Origin of the sequence: Paludibacterium sp., assembly GCF_019232825.1 — a bacterium.
Taxonomy (GTDB): Bacteria; Pseudomonadota; Gammaproteobacteria; order Burkholderiales; family Chromobacteriaceae; genus Paludibacterium.
In genome coordinates, this window is the sequence record NZ_JAFAND010000048.1 from 1 (window position 1) to 16,936 (window position 16,936).

Here is a 16,936-nt window from a genome sequence, read left to right on the forward strand (position 1 = left end):
TGGCGGAGACGCTGGTTTGAATAGGGGGCGGAAACTGCATTACCATGGACAACAGCCATATCGACTACTCCTGGGTAGTTGGTTTGGTTAGCGGGTCTTGGGGTCTGGTCACCTCAAGGCCCGCGCCTGTTTGCGGCGGATGCCGCACCGCCCACCTTAATCGAGCCTGTTGTGCGATGACAAGGGAGCGCGGCTGACCGAAAACCCCGCACCCGCCGTCCGCGGTTTTTCCCCTCAGTGACAGCGTCTGCTCAAGCCTTGTAGCGTGCATTCGCCGTAGGCAATGCACGGTCTTGGGCGAGTCCGTAGGCCGTGCGTTGCTTCGCGAACGCACGCTACCCAATCACGCAATGTGTGATAAAAATATACAGCTTAGTTGTACAGTTTAACTGCATATATGTTATGTTTGCGGCATGAATAAATCTAACCAGACCGACTTGGCGGTACTTGCCGGCGACCTACGTGTCACCGTGGGCAAACTGGTGCGGCGCGCACGCAAACATTCGCTCTCCGGTGACTTCACCTCGGCGCAAAAGTCGGTGCTCACCCTGCTGGAGCGTGACGGCCCGGCCACGGTGTCCGACTTGGCGCGGGCGGAGGAGGTGACGCCGCAATCCATGCGCATCACCGTCGCGAGCCTGGAGGCATTCGGTGTAGTCAAAGGCGAGGCCGATCCTCGTGACGGTCGCAAAACCCTGATCGATCTGACGTCCTCATTTAGAGAGCAGCTGCAAGCGAGCAGGGCGGCGAAAGAGGATTGGTTGATCCGCGCGCTGCAAGCGCAGTTTTCCGAGCAAGAGCAGGCAACGCTTGCCGAGGCGGTGGGGTTGCTGCGGCGGCTGGCCGATTTCCAACTAGACACGAGGAAGGTAGGCAATGAGTGAACTGCATTGGGTTGCTTATTTTTTCGGCGGAGCCTTTGTCACCAATGCCATTCCGCATTTTGTCAGCGGCGTGTGTGGCGAGCCATTTCAGAGTCCGTTCGCACAGCCGCATGGCAAAGGGTTGTCGTCTTCGACGGTCAACGTGCTGTGGGGATTTTTTAATCTCGCCGTCGGCTATTTGCTGACCTGCCGTGTGGGCGATTTTGCGCTCAGGGCGCTGGGGGATGTGCTGCCGTTTGGCCTCGGTATTCTGGTGATGGGGCTAGTGAGTGCGCGGTTGTTCGGCCCGTTGCATGGCGGCGATCGGCCGCGGCGCACGGTGCCATGAATCGATAGTTGTGGGCGTATTGCCTGCGGCGAATACGCCCAACTCATTGAGCGCCAATGGTCATTTCAGTGCTGAAATTTCGCCGATCTTGATCAGTCGGGCACGAATGATATTGCGGCTGATCCCCAGTAGTTTGGCCGTCTGTACTTGATTGCGATGGCAATAGTGGTAGGCGGCGCGTACCACCGATTCTTCGATGTCGTCGTATAGGTGCTCGCTGTGGCCCTCGAACAGTGTCAGCAGGGCATCGTATAACGCTTGCCGCGCATCGGTTGTTTCCCCTGGCGGGGCGGTCTCGCTACGGCCGGTCGGGCGCGTTGCATTGCGGCCGATGTGCAACGATGACAGGTGAAGATCATCGGCATCGACGATGTTGTTCTTGTTGATCAGCAATGCATGGTGAATGGCGTTTTCCAGCTCGCGGATATTGCCTGGCCATGGGTGGCACAATAGTTTTCGCACGGCTTCAGGATGGAGGCGAATGTCGTCATAGCCGAGGCGGTTGCGGTATTCGTCAATGAAATGGTGTGCCAATGGAATAATGTCGCCCGGCCGGTCCCGTAAGGGGGGCAGGGCGAGATGCACAACCCGGAGCCGGTAGAAGAGATCCTCACGAAAATGCCCGGCAGCCACGGCCTCTTCCAGCCTGACGTTGGTCGCGGCGACGACCCGGACGTCGATCGGAATGGGCTTGCGCGACCCTAATCTGACTACTTCCCGCTCTTGCAAGATGCGTAGCAGTTTAACTTGCACGCTCAACGGCAGATCGCCGATTTCGTCGAGAAACACCGTGCCGCCATTCGCGGCCTCGAACCAGCCCGGTTTGGTGGCAAAGGCGCCGGTAAATGCGCCTTTTTCGTGGCCGAATAGTTCACTTTCTACCAGCGATTCGGAAAAGGCGCCGCAGTTGACCGCGACAAAGGGATGATTGCTTCGCTGGCTCAACGCGTGAACATGACGGGCAATCAGCTCTTTACCGGTACCGGTTTCGCCGATGATCAGCACGTTGGCGTCACTGGGCGCGACCTGTTGAATGCGAGCCAGTAGTGCCAGCGATTGCGGGTCTTCGAATACTTGCGCCGTTGCGCGGATCGACGTGGCCAATGCGCGGGAGTTGGGCAGCGTGATCAGGGGGGAGGCCGGAGTGCCGGCGGGCGGCAGGGCCGGCTGTTCGTTCAGGAATAGAACGTCGGTTTCGGATAGGTGTGGACGAGGGCCCATTCTCCTAACTCCTTAAGCTTGTAATCGACAGGGTCGTGCAATGTATGAGTGCGCAGGTTGCGCCAGTGGCGATCGAGCCGTAGTTCGGCATGGGTTGCGCGTGCCCCGGCGACCTCGAACATGCGACAGGTCAGATCGAGTCCGATGCGAGAAGCGGCGATCTTGGCCACGGCTATGCTGATGGCCACCTCGCCACGTTCGTTTTCTGTCAATGCATCGCCCTTCGCCCAGGCTTCAACCAGCCGCGCGCCGGCTTTGTCGGTTAACGCTCGCACGCTTTCCAGCCCAACCCAGAATTCGCCGTAATGACTGAGGATGTAAGGATCCTCATAGGTATGGTCGACTTGGGCCGCGCGCCAGGGACGCGCCTCGTGCAGGGTGTAATGGCGGGCCTCATCGAAAGCGCCCTCGGCGATGCCGAGATAGATATTGGTCAGAATCAATTGGGCAATCAGCGGGCGTAGGCAGGAACGCGGCGTGGAAAGCGGGCCGGGCTGGTCGAGAATTTCATTGAGCTCGACACGGACCTGTTCGAAATGGACGCTGCCGCTGTCGGTTTGGCGCTGGCCGATATTGTTCCAGTCCTGATGAAGCCGAATCCCGCTACGGCCAGTCGGAACGGCCGCCATGACCAGTTTGCCGCTGCCATGCTGGATGGCGGATATCACCAGCATTTCCGAATCCAAGGCGCCGGAGCAGAAGCTTTTTGGACCGGAAAACTCCAACCAGTGATCGAACGTGCGGCAGACGGTGCGTTCGTCGAGCGGGTTGAGCGCATTGCCCCAGAACCAGTTGAGCCGGGTGGTTTTTTCATGCCACGGCTCCCACTGCTGCGGCCGGCCGAATAATTCCACCGTGGCCAGCATCAGGTGGTGGAAGGCAAAAACATGAGCTACCGAACTATCCGCTTTGGCAAACTCACGCACTACCCGCAGGATCTCCTGCCAGTCGGCGCCGGCGCCGCCGTATTGTTTGGCAATGGAAAGGCCAAGCAAACCGCTGGCACGGATAGCGTCTCTCTCCGCTTTTGGTGTGCCGCCTTGATCGTCGCGCGCTGCTGCTGTCGCCGCAAATTGCTGTGCCAGCTGCTGGGCAATCAGCAACGCATCGCCAGGGCCGTAAACCGGGGTGGTTATGGACAATTGTTCTATCCTTCCGTCTCTAAGGAACCAGTGGTTATTTAGAGGCCTTTTATGTCCATAATGGAAAGGATTTTTTTTAATAAAAATATTCGAAATTTGAATTTAGACGTTTGGCACGCTGCTTCTCATTCCGCGGCGATAGCGTGAGTTTCGAGCAATTTGCTTCGTATTCAGCAGTGCTGATTGTGCGCTGTTGCCTGAGCAGCAAAATGCAATGGAAAGACGCGGTCTCGGTGCATTTTTCATTGGCACGCAAAATGCTAATTCCTCTGCGTTCATTCGAAACAGAGGTGTTTTATGAAAGTATTCTGGTTTTTACCGACACATGGCGATAGCCGTTATTTGGGTACCGGCCTGGGGGCGCGTGCTGTCGATCACGGCTATTTGAAGCAGATCGCTCAAGCTGCCGATCAGTTGGGGTACGAAGGGGTGCTGATTCCGACGGGCCGCTCCTGCGAAGACTCCTGGGTCGTCGCGTCTTCTCTGGCGCCACTGACGACGCGGCTCAAATTTCTCGTGGCCATCCGCCCAGGCATCATTTCTCCTACGGTATCGGCCCGTATGGCCGCTACGCTGGATCGCATGTCGAACGGACGCCTGCTCATCAATGTGGTGACAGGGGGGGATCCGGACGAGCAGCAAGGCGACGGCGTGTATCTGAGCCATGCCGAACGTTATGAAGTGACGGACGAATTCCTGAAGATCTGGCGCGGTGTCGCGGCAGGGGAAACCGTGAATTTTGCCGGCAAGCATCTGAAGGTCGATAACGCCAAAACCTTGTATCCCCCCGTGCAGCGGCCGTATCCGCCGCTGTACTTTGGCGGATCGTCTGCGCCGGCGATCGATCTGGCGGCGGAGCAGGTGGATGTCTATCTCACCTGGGGCGAGCCACCGGCCGCCGTGGCGGAAAAGATCGGCGCGGTCCGCCGCAAAGCCGCCGCGCTCGGCCGTACGGTCAAATTTGGTATTCGCCTGCATGTGATCGTGCGGGAAACCAGCGAACAAGCCTGGCAAGCGGCGGAAGACTTGATTGCGCATGTCAGCGACGAGACCATTGCGGCGGCTCAAACGGCCTTTGCCCGCTTTGATTCGGTGGGGCAGCAACGTATGGCCGCGCTTCATGGCGGACGGCGTGATCATCTGGAGGTCTCACCTAACCTATGGGCCGGGGTGGGGCTAGTGCGCGGAGGTGCCGGCACGGCCCTTGTCGGTAGCCCGCAGGAGGTGGCAGCGCGCATCCATGAATATGCCGAGCTCGGCATTGAATCGTTCATTTTCTCCGGCTACCCGCATCTGGAGGAAGCTTATCGTGTGGCCGAGCTGCTGTTCCCGCTGCTGCCATTGCCTCAGCAAGCGTCTGGGGCGGCAGTCGCGGCCAATCTAACCGGCCCGTTCGGTGAAATGATCGCCAACGATATTGTGCCGCCAGCGGCCGATCGCGTACGGGAAAGCGCCTGATGAACGAGTCTCTTCTTGAGTGTGGGCCGCCGCTGGCGGTTGCCAGGACGCTGGCCGCCGAATTCGCCAAGACCGCTGCCCTACGTGATCAGCAAGGGGGAACGCCCAAGACCGAACGCGATGCGTTGCGCGCGAGTGGATTGCTGGACCTAAGCATTCCGACTGAGTTCGGCGGGCAGGGCGCTAGCTGGAGCGAAACCCTGCGGGTCGTGCGCGAGCTGGCCCAGGTGGATAGCTCGGTGGCGCATGTCTTTGCGTTTCACCATCTGTTGCTGGCCACGGTACGCTTGTTTGGCCAGCCGGCACAGTGGCAGCCTTGGTTCGAACAGACTGCGCGGCAGCGTTGGTTTTGGGGGAATGCCCTCAATCCATTGGATAAACGCACGACAGCGACAGCGTATAGCCACTGGTACGAGTTCCATGGCGACAAGAGCTTTTGCTCCGGCGCGACCGATTCGGACATGCTGCTGGCGTCCGCCATCCAGCAGGGGGAGGGAGGCAAGCTGCTGATCGCCGCCTTCCCGAGCGGGCGCGCGGGTGTGCAGATCAGGCAGGACTGGGACAATATCGGCCAGCGCCAGACAGACAGTGGCAGTGTGCGCTTCGACCATGTGCGGGTGGAGGCTGGCGAAGTGCTGCTTAACCCCGGGCCGCTCAGCTCGCCGTTCGCCTGCCTGAGGCCGCTGATTGCGCAATTGATTCTGACCAACCTCTATCTGGGTATCGCGGAAGGGGCGCTGCGCGAGGCTCGCCAATACACGCTCGAACAGCGCCGGTTGTGGCCCGCGTCGTTGGCGGCCACGCCCAACAAAGATCCATACACCTTGCTGCACTACGGCGAGTTTTTTGCCGCGCTGGAAGGGGCCCGATTGCTGACCGATCATGCGGCGGCGCAGTTGGATGACGCATGGCGGCAAGAGGCGCAGTTGAGCGAAACGGCGAGGGGCCGTCTCGCTGTCAGTATCGCCGCCGCCAAGGTGGCCGCTTCGCGCAGCGGCTTGGATTTGACCAGCCGAATGTTCGAGGTGACCGGTGCCCGCGCGACGACGGCCGCGTTGCGGCTGGACCGGTTCTGGCGCAATCTGCGCGTGCATAGCTTGCACGATCCGCTCGACTACAAGCTGCAAGAATTGGGAGATTGGGCACTGAACGGGCAGTATCCCATTCCTTCGTTTTATTCCTGATCCCTGCTTGCAGCCCAATGCTCCCTTCCTTCCACTCGATACGCCATGAATGACGCCGGCCCCGAAATGGGGCCGGCGTTCTGTGCAGGGGAAAACTTTATCGTTTTTTATTGGTGCGGTTGTTCATGAACGAGCTCCGCCTCGATATCCGTCAGGCGTGCCGGGGCAAACAAGCGCAGCGCCAGAAACCACAGCAAGCCGATGACGATCAGCGCAATAAAGACATACGGCAGCCAGGCATACACGCCCTGTGGGATGGGATAGATGCTGCCGACCAGCGGAATCGCCAGCAATGCCACCGACACGATGCTGATCAGCAGCTGTTTGCCGCGCAGTTTGCCCTGCCGGCGTAGATAGAGCGGTGCGCCGATCGCCACGAGTACGTAAGCGAGCAGCGAGCCATAGGTCGCGATCGTACTGAGATAACCGTACGAATCCAGTAGGGCCGTGCCATTGACGGTGAAGATGACATCGGCGACCAGCGACAAGAGCACCAGCAAGGTGACCGCGATATGCGGCGTGGCGTTGGTGCCGTGAGCTCGGCCGGTGGCCGCGTGAAATACGCCTTGATGTGCAAACGTATACACAATGCGGGCAGCCGCATTAATCGACGAAAAAAAAGCGGCAAAGAAGCTCAGCGACACGCCGGCATCGATGAGCAAGCCCAGTTTGCCAAGCCCGATTTGGTGCGCCAGCAGCGAAAGCGGCCCGTCAGCCTGATCCAATGAGGGATGTTGGCCATGAAAGGCGCCGACAAGGCCATACGACGCGACAATGAACAGCAGCGCCGGTCCGACGATGCTGATGACGACCGCTTGCGGGATGGCCCGGAAGGGGGCCTTGGCCTCGGTGCCGAGCACCGTCGCGCTCTCGAAGCCGGTGAAGCTGAAAAAGGCCAATACCATGCCGAGGCGCAACTGTTCCGGTTTGACGCCCTCCAGCGACCATTGCGCATGATCGATGGCGTGTCCGCTGCCTGCCAGATAGCCGACGATGACCACGGTGATCAGCGCGATCGTCAGCAATTCGACCAGCAGCGTGAAGCGGGTGGACAGGCGGATGTCGCGGTAGGCGATATACCAGGCGGCGAAGCCGGTGATGCCGGTCAAGGCCAGCGTGACCGACAGCGGGGTCGTCTTGCCGAGCACGCCCAGCTCGCGAGCAAGAACCAGCAGGGTATTGACCGTCCCTTGCAGGATCCCCGCCGCACCGATGGCGTAGGCGACCAGCAAAGACCAGCCGCAGATCACGCCCCAGATCGGTCCGATACCTTGCGCCGCGTAGGTATAGAGCGCACCGGACGAGGCGGTGCTGCGAGCAAACAGGGTAATGCTCCAGGAAGAAAACAGCAGCGCGACGGTGGCGAACACATAAGCGAGCCATGTCCCGTTGCCGGCGGTGGCAAATACCGCTGGAATCAGGATGCCAACGCCGCCCGACGCGCCGACCAGCCCGATGGATTGCGCCACCAGCTCCGGCAGACGCAGATAATTGCGTCGCAATCCGCTTGCGCCCGCGCCCGGGGGGGCGGCATCCAATACCGCCGTTTCACTATTTGAATAACTCATATTCACACCTTCTCCTTTGTCGAATGGGAACTGCGCCTCGCCAGGCGGCGCATGCTGTCAGGGTTCGGCCAGAACCGGACAGGCAGGCTTGGCGGCTTGTTGTCTGAATGTGGCGCCATGGTGATGACTGGCTAGCTTTGGGCCTTGGCCAAACAATTTTTCGCGCAGCGTGCCTGGGCGATACTCCCGCTTATAGAGGCCGCGCCGCTGCAGTTCCGGCACGAGCAAGTCGACCACATCGGCGAAGGTGCCTGGGTTGATGACGGCGCTGAGGTTGAAGCCGTCCACACCGGTTTCGTCCACCCAGGCTTCCAGCGCGTCGGCGACGGTCTGCGCCGAGCCGACGATGACCGGGCCATCCCCGCCGATGCCGCAGTATTGGGCAATCTCGCGCACCGTCCATTGGCGTTCCGGGTCGGCTGCCGTAAAGGCTTCGACGGCCGATTGAATCGCATTGCTTTCCACGTGCTCCAGGGTCTGATCCCCGGCAAATTGGCTCAGGTCGATGCCGGTCCAGCCGGACATCAGCGCCAGGGCGCCGTCATGGCTGATGAAGCGTTGGTAGTCTTCAAACTTGGCGCGGGCGGCTTCGTCGCTGTGCGCGACGATCACCGTCAGCTGGTTGAAGATGGTGACTTCGTCCGGCTGCCGTCCCTGGCGGGACACTTCTTGCCTGATCGCATCCACTTGCTGGCGCAGTACGTGGCGAGTCGGCGCGGCGACGAACACGCACTCGGCGTGGCGGGCGGCAAACTGTCTGCCGCGGGAGGACGCGCCTGCTTGATAGAGCACCGGCGTGCGTTGCGGCGATGGCTCGCTCAGGTGAAAACCCGGCACGGTAAAGTAGCGGCCGTGGTGGTCGATGTTGCGGACGCCGGACGGCTCCACGTAGATGCCGCGCCCGGCGTCGCGTTGGACCGCGTCGTCACGCCAGCTGCCTTCCCACAGCTTGTAGCAGACCTCGAGGTATTCGTCGGCCAGCTCATAACGATTGTCGTGGGTCAGTTGTTGCGCTTGGCCGAGATTGCGCGCGCCACTGTCCAGATAGGAGGTGACGATGTTCCAACCCACGCGCCCTTGCGTGAGATGGTCCGCCGTGGATAGGCGGCGCGCGAACGGATAGGGATGCTCGAACGACACGGAGGCGGTGATGCCGAAACCCAGGTGCTGCGTAACGGCCGCCATCGCGGACACGAGTTGCAGCGGATCGTTGATCGGCACCTGCGCGGCTTGACGAAGCGCCGTCTCGGGGCTGCGGCCGTAGACGTCGTAGACGCCCAATACATCGGCAATGAACAAGCCATCGATCTTGCCGCGTTCCAATGTGGTGGCCAGATCGGTCCAATAGCGCAAATCGGTATAGCGGTGCGACTGATCTTCGGGGTGCCGCCATAGTCCGGGTGACAGATGCCCCGGGCTATTGATTGTGAAGGCATTTAGCCTGATTTCTTTACGCATGGGGTGGCATTCCGGTGTTGGTTCAGTTCCAGGAGTGGCGGGCCGGCTTGACGCCATTGAGGTAAAAGTTGCCGATCGTGTGGTACTTCCAGCGCACGGGGTCGTGCAGCGTGTGTACCCGGGCATTGCGCCAATGCCGGTCGTAGTTGTAGCGCCCCAATGTCGACTTGCTGCCGCCAAGTTCGAATAGCTTGCTTGCCGCCAGCAGCGATATGTCCGTTGTGGCAATCTTGGCTTCGCCGACGGCAACGGCCGCCTGCGCCACGGTGTCTTCGTCCGGCGCCAGTTTGGCAATGTCGATAAAACGACCCGCGCGTTGGATGAGTGCTTCGGCGGCATGCAGGCGGTACTGCAGATCGCCAATTTGAGCGATGGTGAGCGGGTCTAGGTCCGCCCGTTCCACGCCGCTATCGATCCACGGCCGCGCGTGCTGCTTGACGAAGTGGATGGTGTCGTTGATTGCCGCACGGGCAATGCCCAAATCGATTGCCGCCGTGGTGATCTGCGCAAACGGGCCCGCGAGGGTCGGGCGGTCGTACGAGCGATGGGTATAGAACAGCTGGAACGCGCTGACGCGCACATTCTCGGCGACGACGGTGCCGCTGGCCGTGGTGCGTTGTCCGAAGCTGGACCAATCATCGATCACCTTCAAGCCTTCGGTACCTTGTTCGACAAACACCAGCACGGCCTGGTCGTTGTCGTCGAGCGCCAGCACCGGCACCCAATGCGCGTACAAAGCACCCGTGGAGTAGAACTTTGTGCCGTTCAGGACGTAACCATCGCCATCGCATCGGACCCGTGTCTGAATATCCAAAACCGTCTTGCCTCCCGCTTCCGAAAAGGCGTTGCCGTAGCGGTTGCCTCGAAGCACCAAATCAAAGAAGAAGCGCTTTTGCTCGGGCGTGCCTTCCAGACGGATGTCTTCGATCAGGCAGAAATGGTTTTGCGGCAACTGGCCGATCGATGAATCGGCTTCCGAAATGATGGCAATGACCTCCGCCAGCGTACCCGCCGATACCTCCGCGCCGCCGTATTCCCTGGGGACCGTGATCGCCCACAGTCCGCTTTCGGAAAACAGCGCGACTTCGTCGAACGGTAGTGTTCGCTCCCGGTCTCGCTGCGCGGCATGCTCCGCCAGCTTGGGTACCAGAGAACGCGCAACCTGCAGCGCTTCGGCTTCGGAACGGATGATCGGAACGGACGACGGTGTGGCAGACGCTTGCGCAATGCCGGATGCTGTGTGCGTGGACATGCTGATTCCTCTTAATGGTACGGTTGGGCAGCCGGTTGTCTTCCGTGCCGCGCCAGAGTTAAGTGCGTGTTGTCATCTTGTTTCGCATGACGCCCGATCAGGTCGGTCAAGCTTGGACGCCAAGGCTGATGGCGACATTGCGGTGGCTAAGTAAAGGCAGGGCGCGTTCGACCGCCAAATCGATGCGCTCTTGCAGCGCCGGACTGCTGACCCGGTAGGACTGAAGGTCGGTTTCCGCCCCGTAGACGCCGATGGGCAAGGTCAAGGCCTGGAAGAAGCTGAACAGGGGGCGTAATTGGTGTTCGATCACCAGCGCGTGGCGGTCGCTGCCGCCGGTGGCGGCCAATAACACGGGCACGTCTATCAGCGCTTCGTAATGGATAAAATCGAAGAAATGCTTGAACAGACCGGTAAAGCTCGCGCGATAGACCGGGCTGGCGACGACCAGTAGATCGGCGGATTCGACGGCGGCGATTTCGGCTTTGACCTCGTCCGGCAAGGCCGCAGGGTGCGTGATACCGCCGTAAAGATGAGCGATCTCGCCGAGTTCGATGAGATGGACGTCGATGGGTAGGCGTTGCGCCATGCTGGTTACGATGCCTTCGACCAATGCCAGGGTCCGAGATGGGCGTTGCAAACCGCCGGAAACAGCCACTACCTGCAATTTTCTGGTCATAACGACTCCTGATAACTGATTGTGTCAGTTATATAGCAGTAATCGTGCCAGAAAGTATTTTGTTTATTTTCAATGTGTTGTGTGTATTTGAGTGTTGCCGGTCAATGCTGATTGAACACCAGCTTGCTGAATGCCTGCTGATTATTCAGCACCCATCAAAAATCCCATGGATGCTTTCTGCTGACCTGCCGTGTGGGCGATTTTGCGCTCAGGGCGCTGGGGGATGTGCTGCCGTTTGGTCTCGGCATTCTGGCGATGGGGCTGGTGAGTGCGCGGTTGTTCGGCCCGTTGCATGGCGGCGATCGGCCGCGGCGCGCCTAAGTCTGCATGTTAATCGGGCCAGTGCCATGCAACGCGTGGAGCGCCGGCAGTCGGGGTTGGGCGGGTGTGACAAAATGACGCCATATGCCTATACTCGATCAGATGCATTATTGGCTATAGAGAGGTTGCCATGCTTGCTCATACAGGAAAACGGCTGACCACGCGTATCACTGAGCACGTGCAGGAAAAGCTGCAGGCTGCAGCGGATATTATGGGGGCGACGCTGAATCAGTTTGTTGTTCAGGCGGCGCTGGAAAAGGCGGACAAGGTTATTGAGAGTGAATCCTCGATTGTCCTGACTCGCAGGGAGTCAATGAGACTTCTCGATTTAATTGAAAACCCGCCGCCGAGAAATGAGAAATTTCTACAAGCTCAAGCCCGTTATCAGAGGATGAAGAACGATGATGGTTCTGCCACTGAATGACCGGCATGATAGAAATCACTTTGATTGCGGTGACGTTGATCTAAACGGTTGGTTGAAGCGGATCGCCAAGCAACATAAAGAGAAGGGGGTTTCCTCGACCTTTGTGGCGGTAGCCGATGAGCAAAGCACGGAAGTGCTTGGCTTTTACGCGATCAGTTTGGCCGAGCTGGTCAATACCGACCTTCCGACGACGTACAAGAAACGTCTACCGGTCAAGGTTCCTGTATTTCGTCTTGGCCGGTTGGCAACGGCGATATTACATCGGCGAAAAGGTATTGGAGAGTATATGCTGTTCGATGCAATTGACCGGGTGACGCGCATCGCGCGCGAGGTGGGTGGCATTGGTTTGGTGGTCAATGCGAAGCACGCCGCAGTCAATTTCTACCAACGCTATGGTTTTGAGCCTATGGCAGACCACCCGCAACATCTGTTCTTGCCTATTTGACGCAAGCTCCGCCATGCGGGGCTTGGCATTACGCCCTTCTTGGCGGCCTTTTTGGGCGCCAATCTCTATCCCTTCCTGCCGGGCTTCTTCTCGGAGTCTTTCTGCAATCGTCATGACAACCTCCTCATACTGCGGTGCGCTGTGCGCCAACTTGTGCAATAGGGTTTTCGGTTCTGCCGTATCGCCTGCCTGCAGCATGTAATTCAACAGTGACTTGAGTTGCTCTTGGCTACACGTGCCGAGGCGTAGGGCGCACTCGCCGAAGGCAGTGCGCCGTCTTTCACGCTATCGACGGATGAATGCGGCCTCCCGCGGCGGCGTTGGCGCAATGCCGCGCGTTGCGCGGCGATTACACCCTACCATCCCGGGCACACGTAGGGGGCGTTCGCGCAGCGGCGCGGTTGGCTATCCTCTCGCCGTAACGGGCGTTGCCGAATGGTGCTTCACGCTCAGCCCCAACCCAATCACCACGCCTAGCAGCGCCAGCGCTTCGACGTAATGCGCGGGGGCCAATATGTCACGCTTGAGCATCAGCGCCACCAACATCGGCGTCAGGCCGCCGAAGATCGCATAGGCCAGGTTGTACGACAGCGATAGGCCGCTGAAGCGCACCGCGGGCGGGAAGGCGCGCACCATGATGCACGGCACGGCGGCGATGGTGCCCACGGTCAGGCCCAAGAGCGCGTAGCCGGGAAACAGCCAATCGGGGTTGGCGGCGATGCCGCCGTAAAAGACGTAGCAGGCCGCGCTCAGCAGCAGCGAGCCGACCAAGAGGGTGGGGCCGTCGCCGTAGCGGTCGGTCAGGCTGCCGGCCAGCACGCAGCCGATCGACAGGCATACCACCGCCAGGCAGTTGGCCAGCAAGGCCTTTTCCGCGCCGATGGCCGGCAGTTTCGCCAGCAGCCCCGGGGTCATCAAGATCACCACCACGATGCCGCCGGTCAGCACCCAGGTCGCCAGCATCGACAGCAGCATCGCGCCGCGGTGCGACGCCAGCACGCGTTTCATCGGCCATTCGGCCAAGAGCGCGCGCTGTTCCTCCAGCTCTTTGAATACCGGCGTTTCTTGCAGGTAGCTGCGCAGGTAGACCGCCATCAGGCCGAACACCCCGCCGAGCAGAAAGGGAATGCGCCAAGCGTGGTCGACCAGCTCTGCTTCGGTGAAGCGCGCGTGCATCGCGCTCGCCACCAGCGAGCCGAGCAGAATGCCCATGGTCAGGCCGGCGGTGAGCGTGCCGCAGGCGAAGCCGACGCGGCGCGCCGGCACGTGCTCGGACACGAATACCCAGGCGCCCGGCACCTCGCCGCCGATGGCGGCGCCTTGCAGCACGCGTAGCGCCAACAGCCCGATCGGCGCCCAGAAACCGATGGCGGCGTAGGTGGGCAGCAGGCCCATCAGGAAAGTCGGCAGCGCCATCAATAGAATGCTGAGCGTGAACATGCGCTTGCGCCCGCGCAGGTCGCCGAAGTGCGCCATGACGATGCCGCCGAGCGGGCGCGCCAGGTAGCCGGCGGCGAAAATGCCGTAGGTCTGCACTTGTACCAGCCAGTCGGGGCTGTGCGGCGGAAAGAACACGTGTCCCATCACCGCGGCGAAGAACACGTAGATAACGAAGTCGTAAAACTCCAGCGTGCCGCCGAGCGCGGACAGCGCCAGCGTGCGGTAGTCGCCGCGGTTAAGCGGGCGGGTGTGGTCGAAAGGCATTGTTTGCTTGTCCCATGGTCATGATCATCCCGGCGTTCTGACGCCGTGTCCGGTCAGAATACGCTAATGCCATGGGGTGGGAAATGCCTTCGCGGGGATTGGTATTGCGCCGATAGGCTATTTCCCGCCTATCCGGCGGGCATATCGGCGCAAAAATGGCGAATCAATAGTGCGGCGGAATCTCGTGCGGCGAGGCGCCGGGTTCGTGCCCCGCGCCTTGGCTGCGCAGTTGCTGGTAGAGCAGGCGCAACTGCTGCTGCAGCATGTCGATTTCCCGCTGTTGCCGGGTGACGGTATGGTTCAAGGTATCGAGCAGGTCGTCTTGAAACGCCAGCTTGACCTCGAGTTCGGTGACGCGGGCTTCCAGGCTCATACGTTGGCTTCCGGTAACCATTTCAGCACCACTTTCTTGATCGGCATCGGGTTCGTCACCGCGCAGCCGGGGCGGTGGAATTCCCCCGGCTGGAAGATCGCGTACATGCCGGCGCTCAATGCCAGTTCGCACGGCGGCTGCGGGGCGTCGTAGAAGGCGATGTCCTTGTCCGCCAAGCGGTCCTCGCGCACGGTAGCGCTGCTGCCGCTGGGCAGATAGCCGATATTCTCCTCGCCGCTGACCAGATATTGCACGTCCAGATAGCGGCCGTGCGCCTCGAGCCGCCGTTCGCTGGCCGGGACGGTGGTCATTTCCTGCACCAGGGCGAAGCAGCGCTCGCCATCGATCGGGTAGCGGCCCGGGGGCTGCGCGGCGAATTGCGGCAGCAGGCCGATGCAATCGCGCAGCGCGGGGGTGAGGGGGCAGGACGACAGGTTATCGATGTGATCGCAATACATAACAAAGCCTCGAAGCGGTGAACTGGTATTTTAGCGGAATCCCTTCATGGCTGGGTGACGGCACAATGACAACTTTTTGGGAACGGGAGGCGGCATGCGGGTGAGTGGAAAGAAAACCTGGCGCTGGCTGTGGTGCTTGGCGGCGCTGGTGGTGCTGCCGGCGCAGGCCGGCAATTGGATCTTGGCGCTGAGCTGGGCGCCGGGGTTTTGCGCTACGCACGCCGAGAAGCGGCAGTGCGGCGATCTGGCCGATCCGCAAAGTTTTGCCGCGCGTCATTTGACCTTGCACGGCTTGTGGCCGGAGGCGCAAAACTGCCCGGCGACGCCGCTGCGCCCCGGCGATTTGCCGGCGGGGCTGGAGCGGGTGATGCCCGGCGTGCGCGATGGCTTGGCCGAGCATGAATGGCGCAAGCACGGCAGTTGCAGCGGCATGCAGCCGAACGCCTATTTCCGCCAGATGATGGATTTGGCCGACCGGGTCAACGGCAGCAGCCTCGGGCGCTTCTTGAGCGCGCATGCCGGCGCGCGCGTCACCCTGGACGAGTTGCACGCCGCGCTGACGCCGGACTACGCCGACGGCCGCCGCAGCGTGCGCTTCATCTGCGGCGGCGAGCGTTTGCAGGAGATCCGCTTTTACTTGAACGACTGGTCGTCCTTCCTGGGGAAATCCGGCCAGGCCGGTTTGTGGCGCCGGGCGCAGGGCACCGACCGCTGCGACGACTCGGTACTGCTGTAGCGCGGGCAGCATCAGCGCATGGCGAACATCTCGGCGTGGAAACGCGGCTTGCGCCCCGGCCGCCGCGCCAGGTCGTCAGCCAAGGTTTGTCCCATTGCCTGAGGGCCGCAGAACCAGACGTCGTCGACCTCCGGCAACATGTCGGCGCGCAGGCGGGCGCCATGGCGGCTTTCCAGCAGATGCAGGCGCACGCCGGCGGCTTGGCATTGCGCTTGCAGCCGCGGCAGCTGTAGCGCCTGTTCCGCCGAGGGCACGCAGTAGTAGAAGTCGACCTGGTCGAGCACGCGGCCATGGCCGGCGAAGCTGTCGAGCCACGCCATGAACGGGGTGATGCCGATGCCGCCCGCCACCCAGGCTTGCGGCCGCGCCGCCGGGGCGGGCAGGAAGCGGCCGTACGGGCCTTCCACCGTCACCGCCATGCCTGGCGCCAGCGTGTCGGCCAGCCGGCCGGTGTAGTCGCCCAGCGCCTTGATCAGAAAACGCAGCTGCCGCTCGGGGTTGTCGCCGTTGGCGATCGAAAACGGGTGCGCGCCCTCGGCGGCGTCAAAGGTGACGCGGGCGAATTGGCCGGCGCGGTGTCCCGGCCAATCGCCGTCCATCTGGCAACACACTTCCACCACGCCCGGCTGCGGCGTCTGTACCGACACGATGGTGCCGGCATGGCGCCGGCCGTGGCCGAGGCGGCCAGCCACGACCCACAGCGCGGCCAGGCCGCCGGCCAGCATCGTCAGCGCGTACAGCGCGCCCACCGGCGTAAGCCAAAAGGCCCCCGGCAAAAGGATGGCGCCATGGAACGCGCCGAGCAGAAACAGCGGCGCGAACAGCGTATGCAGCTTGCGCCAGAAACCGTACGGCAGCAGGCGCAGCAACGACAGCAGCACCAGCGCCAGCACGGCATAGGCGCTCCAGCTGCCGATGCCATGGGCCAAGCCGATCAGCGAGAAGCCGCCGCCATGGCGGGCGCCATGGCGCAGCATCGGCGCGGCCAGCCCCAGCGTCTTAGCCAGCGGCGGCGACAGCTTCAGCAGCCAATGCGCGGCGAGCAGCAATCCGCTGGCGATGCCGAGACGGCGGTGGATGCGGTAGACCTTGTCGAGGCCGGCGAGGCGGTTTTCCAGCCAGGGCGCACGGGTGGCCAAGACCATGGCCGCGGCCATGATGGCCATCAACAGCAGGCCGGAGAGCAGGATCAGCTGCTGGCGCCAGGCCCAGAAGTCGGCCGGCCAGCCATGCTGTGCCCAACTGGTGGCGGCGAACAGCACCGTCACCAGCGTCAGTAATGTCGTGAGGAGATAGCGTTTCAT

The 16,936-nt window shown here is 61.4% G+C and carries 18 protein-coding genes; 8 read left to right on the forward strand and 10 right to left on the reverse strand.

The genetic code is table 11. From position 1 onward, the window contains the following. Positions 1–413: 413 nt before the first annotated feature. The gene (locus JOZ06_RS05935; RefSeq protein WP_293229958.1) at positions 414–884 is read left to right on the forward strand and encodes a MarR family transcriptional regulator; all 471 of its coding nucleotides are present in this window, start codon (positions 414–416) and stop codon (positions 882–884) included. Further along, positions 877–1,212, forward strand: a complete 336-nt coding sequence (locus tag JOZ06_RS05940) for a hypothetical protein (protein WP_293229961.1) — start codon at positions 877–879, stop codon at positions 1,210–1,212. The genes JOZ06_RS05935 and JOZ06_RS05940 overlap by 8 nt, the downstream gene beginning before the upstream one ends. A 60-nt stretch (positions 1,213–1,272) precedes the next feature. Here the strand turns inward: JOZ06_RS05940 and JOZ06_RS05945 are convergent, their stop codons facing one another. Both JOZ06_RS05945 and JOZ06_RS05950 read right to left on the reverse strand, forming a co-directional pair. Next, a complete protein-coding gene (locus JOZ06_RS05945; protein ID WP_293229964.1) occupies positions 1,273–2,433 on the reverse strand; it encodes a sigma 54-interacting transcriptional regulator in 1,161 nt (386 codons plus the stop codon). Next, complete coding sequence (locus JOZ06_RS05950) at positions 2,388–3,536, reverse strand: acyl-CoA dehydrogenase family protein (protein WP_293229966.1); 1,149 nt, start codon at positions 3,534–3,536, stop codon at positions 2,388–2,390. Before JOZ06_RS05950 ends, JOZ06_RS05945 begins: the two co-directional genes overlap by 46 nt. A gap of 336 nt (positions 3,537–3,872) precedes the next feature. Here JOZ06_RS05950 and ssuD point away from each other — a divergent pair, with 336 nt between their 5' ends. Together ssuD and JOZ06_RS05960 are read left to right on the forward strand one after the other, a co-directional pair. Continuing rightward, the gene (ssuD, locus tag JOZ06_RS05955; protein ID WP_293229969.1) at positions 3,873–5,033 is read left to right on the forward strand and encodes an FMNH2-dependent alkanesulfonate monooxygenase; all 1,161 of its coding nucleotides are present in this window, start codon (positions 3,873–3,875) and stop codon (positions 5,031–5,033) included. Next, positions 5,033–6,217, forward strand: a complete 1,185-nt coding sequence (locus JOZ06_RS05960; protein WP_293229971.1) for an acyl-CoA dehydrogenase family protein — start codon at positions 5,033–5,035, stop codon at positions 6,215–6,217. Before ssuD ends, JOZ06_RS05960 begins: the two co-directional genes overlap by 1 nt. Positions 6,218–6,324: 107 nt before the next feature. Here the strand turns inward: JOZ06_RS05960 and JOZ06_RS05965 are convergent, their stop codons facing one another. From JOZ06_RS05965 to msuE, 4 genes are all read right to left on the reverse strand, one after another. Further along, positions 6,325–7,785: an APC family permease gene (locus JOZ06_RS05965; RefSeq protein WP_293229973.1), complete on the reverse strand. Its 1,461-nt coding sequence runs from the start codon at positions 7,783–7,785 to the stop codon at positions 6,325–6,327. A gap of 57 nt (positions 7,786–7,842) precedes the next feature. Next, positions 7,843–9,243, reverse strand: a complete 1,401-nt coding sequence (locus tag JOZ06_RS05970; protein ID WP_293229975.1) for an LLM class flavin-dependent oxidoreductase — start codon at positions 9,241–9,243, stop codon at positions 7,843–7,845. 22 nt (positions 9,244–9,265) lie between these two features. Then, positions 9,266–10,495, reverse strand: a complete 1,230-nt coding sequence (locus JOZ06_RS05975; RefSeq protein WP_293229978.1) for an SfnB family sulfur acquisition oxidoreductase — start codon at positions 10,493–10,495, stop codon at positions 9,266–9,268. A gap of 106 nt (positions 10,496–10,601) precedes the next feature. Further along, the gene (msuE, locus tag JOZ06_RS05980; protein ID WP_293229981.1) at positions 10,602–11,171 is read right to left on the reverse strand and encodes an FMN reductase; all 570 of its coding nucleotides are present in this window, start codon (positions 11,169–11,171) and stop codon (positions 10,602–10,604) included. A gap of 192 nt (positions 11,172–11,363) precedes the next feature. Between msuE and JOZ06_RS05985 the strand changes: the two genes are divergently transcribed. The 3 genes from JOZ06_RS05985 (at position 11,364) to JOZ06_RS05995 (ending at position 12,361) form a co-directional block, all read left to right on the forward strand. Then, positions 11,364–11,492 carry a hypothetical protein gene (locus tag JOZ06_RS05985; protein WP_293229984.1) on the forward strand — a complete coding sequence of 43 codons (129 nt, stop codon included), beginning with the start codon at positions 11,364–11,366 and terminating at the stop codon, positions 11,490–11,492. 130 nt (positions 11,493–11,622) lie between these two features. Next, positions 11,623–11,916: a DUF1778 domain-containing protein gene (locus tag JOZ06_RS05990; RefSeq protein WP_293229986.1), complete on the forward strand. Its 294-nt coding sequence runs from the start codon at positions 11,623–11,625 to the stop codon at positions 11,914–11,916. After that, entirely contained in the window at positions 11,894–12,361 is a 468-nt protein-coding gene (locus JOZ06_RS05995) for a GNAT family N-acetyltransferase (RefSeq protein ID WP_293229988.1), read from the forward strand. The genes JOZ06_RS05990 and JOZ06_RS05995 overlap by 23 nt, the downstream gene beginning before the upstream one ends. A 405-nt stretch (positions 12,362–12,766) precedes the next feature. On the opposite strand, the gene JOZ06_RS06000 is transcribed toward JOZ06_RS05995, so the two are convergent. The 3 genes from JOZ06_RS06000 to JOZ06_RS06010 form a co-directional block, all read right to left on the reverse strand. Next, on the reverse strand, positions 12,767–14,065 hold the full coding sequence (locus JOZ06_RS06000; RefSeq protein WP_293229991.1) for an MFS transporter: 1,299 nt from the start codon (positions 14,063–14,065) through the stop codon (positions 12,767–12,769). 163 nt (positions 14,066–14,228) lie between these two features. Further along, the gene (locus JOZ06_RS06005) at positions 14,229–14,438 is read right to left on the reverse strand and encodes a SlyX family protein (RefSeq protein ID WP_293229994.1); all 210 of its coding nucleotides are present in this window, start codon (positions 14,436–14,438) and stop codon (positions 14,229–14,231) included. Beyond that, positions 14,435–14,896, reverse strand: a complete 462-nt coding sequence (locus JOZ06_RS06010; RefSeq protein WP_293229995.1) for a YhcH/YjgK/YiaL family protein — start codon at positions 14,894–14,896, stop codon at positions 14,435–14,437. The genes JOZ06_RS06005 and JOZ06_RS06010 overlap by 4 nt, the downstream gene beginning before the upstream one ends. 94 nt (positions 14,897–14,990) lie before the next feature. Here JOZ06_RS06010 and JOZ06_RS06015 point away from each other — a divergent pair, with 94 nt between their 5' ends. Next, on the forward strand, positions 14,991–15,632 hold the full coding sequence (locus tag JOZ06_RS06015; RefSeq protein ID WP_293229998.1) for a hypothetical protein: 642 nt from the start codon (positions 14,991–14,993) through the stop codon (positions 15,630–15,632). An 11-nt stretch (positions 15,633–15,643) separates the two neighbouring features. On the opposite strand, the gene JOZ06_RS06020 is transcribed toward JOZ06_RS06015, so the two are convergent. Beyond that, positions 15,644–16,936: a ferric reductase-like transmembrane domain-containing protein gene (locus JOZ06_RS06020; RefSeq protein WP_293230000.1), complete on the reverse strand. Its 1,293-nt coding sequence runs from the start codon at positions 16,934–16,936 to the stop codon at positions 15,644–15,646.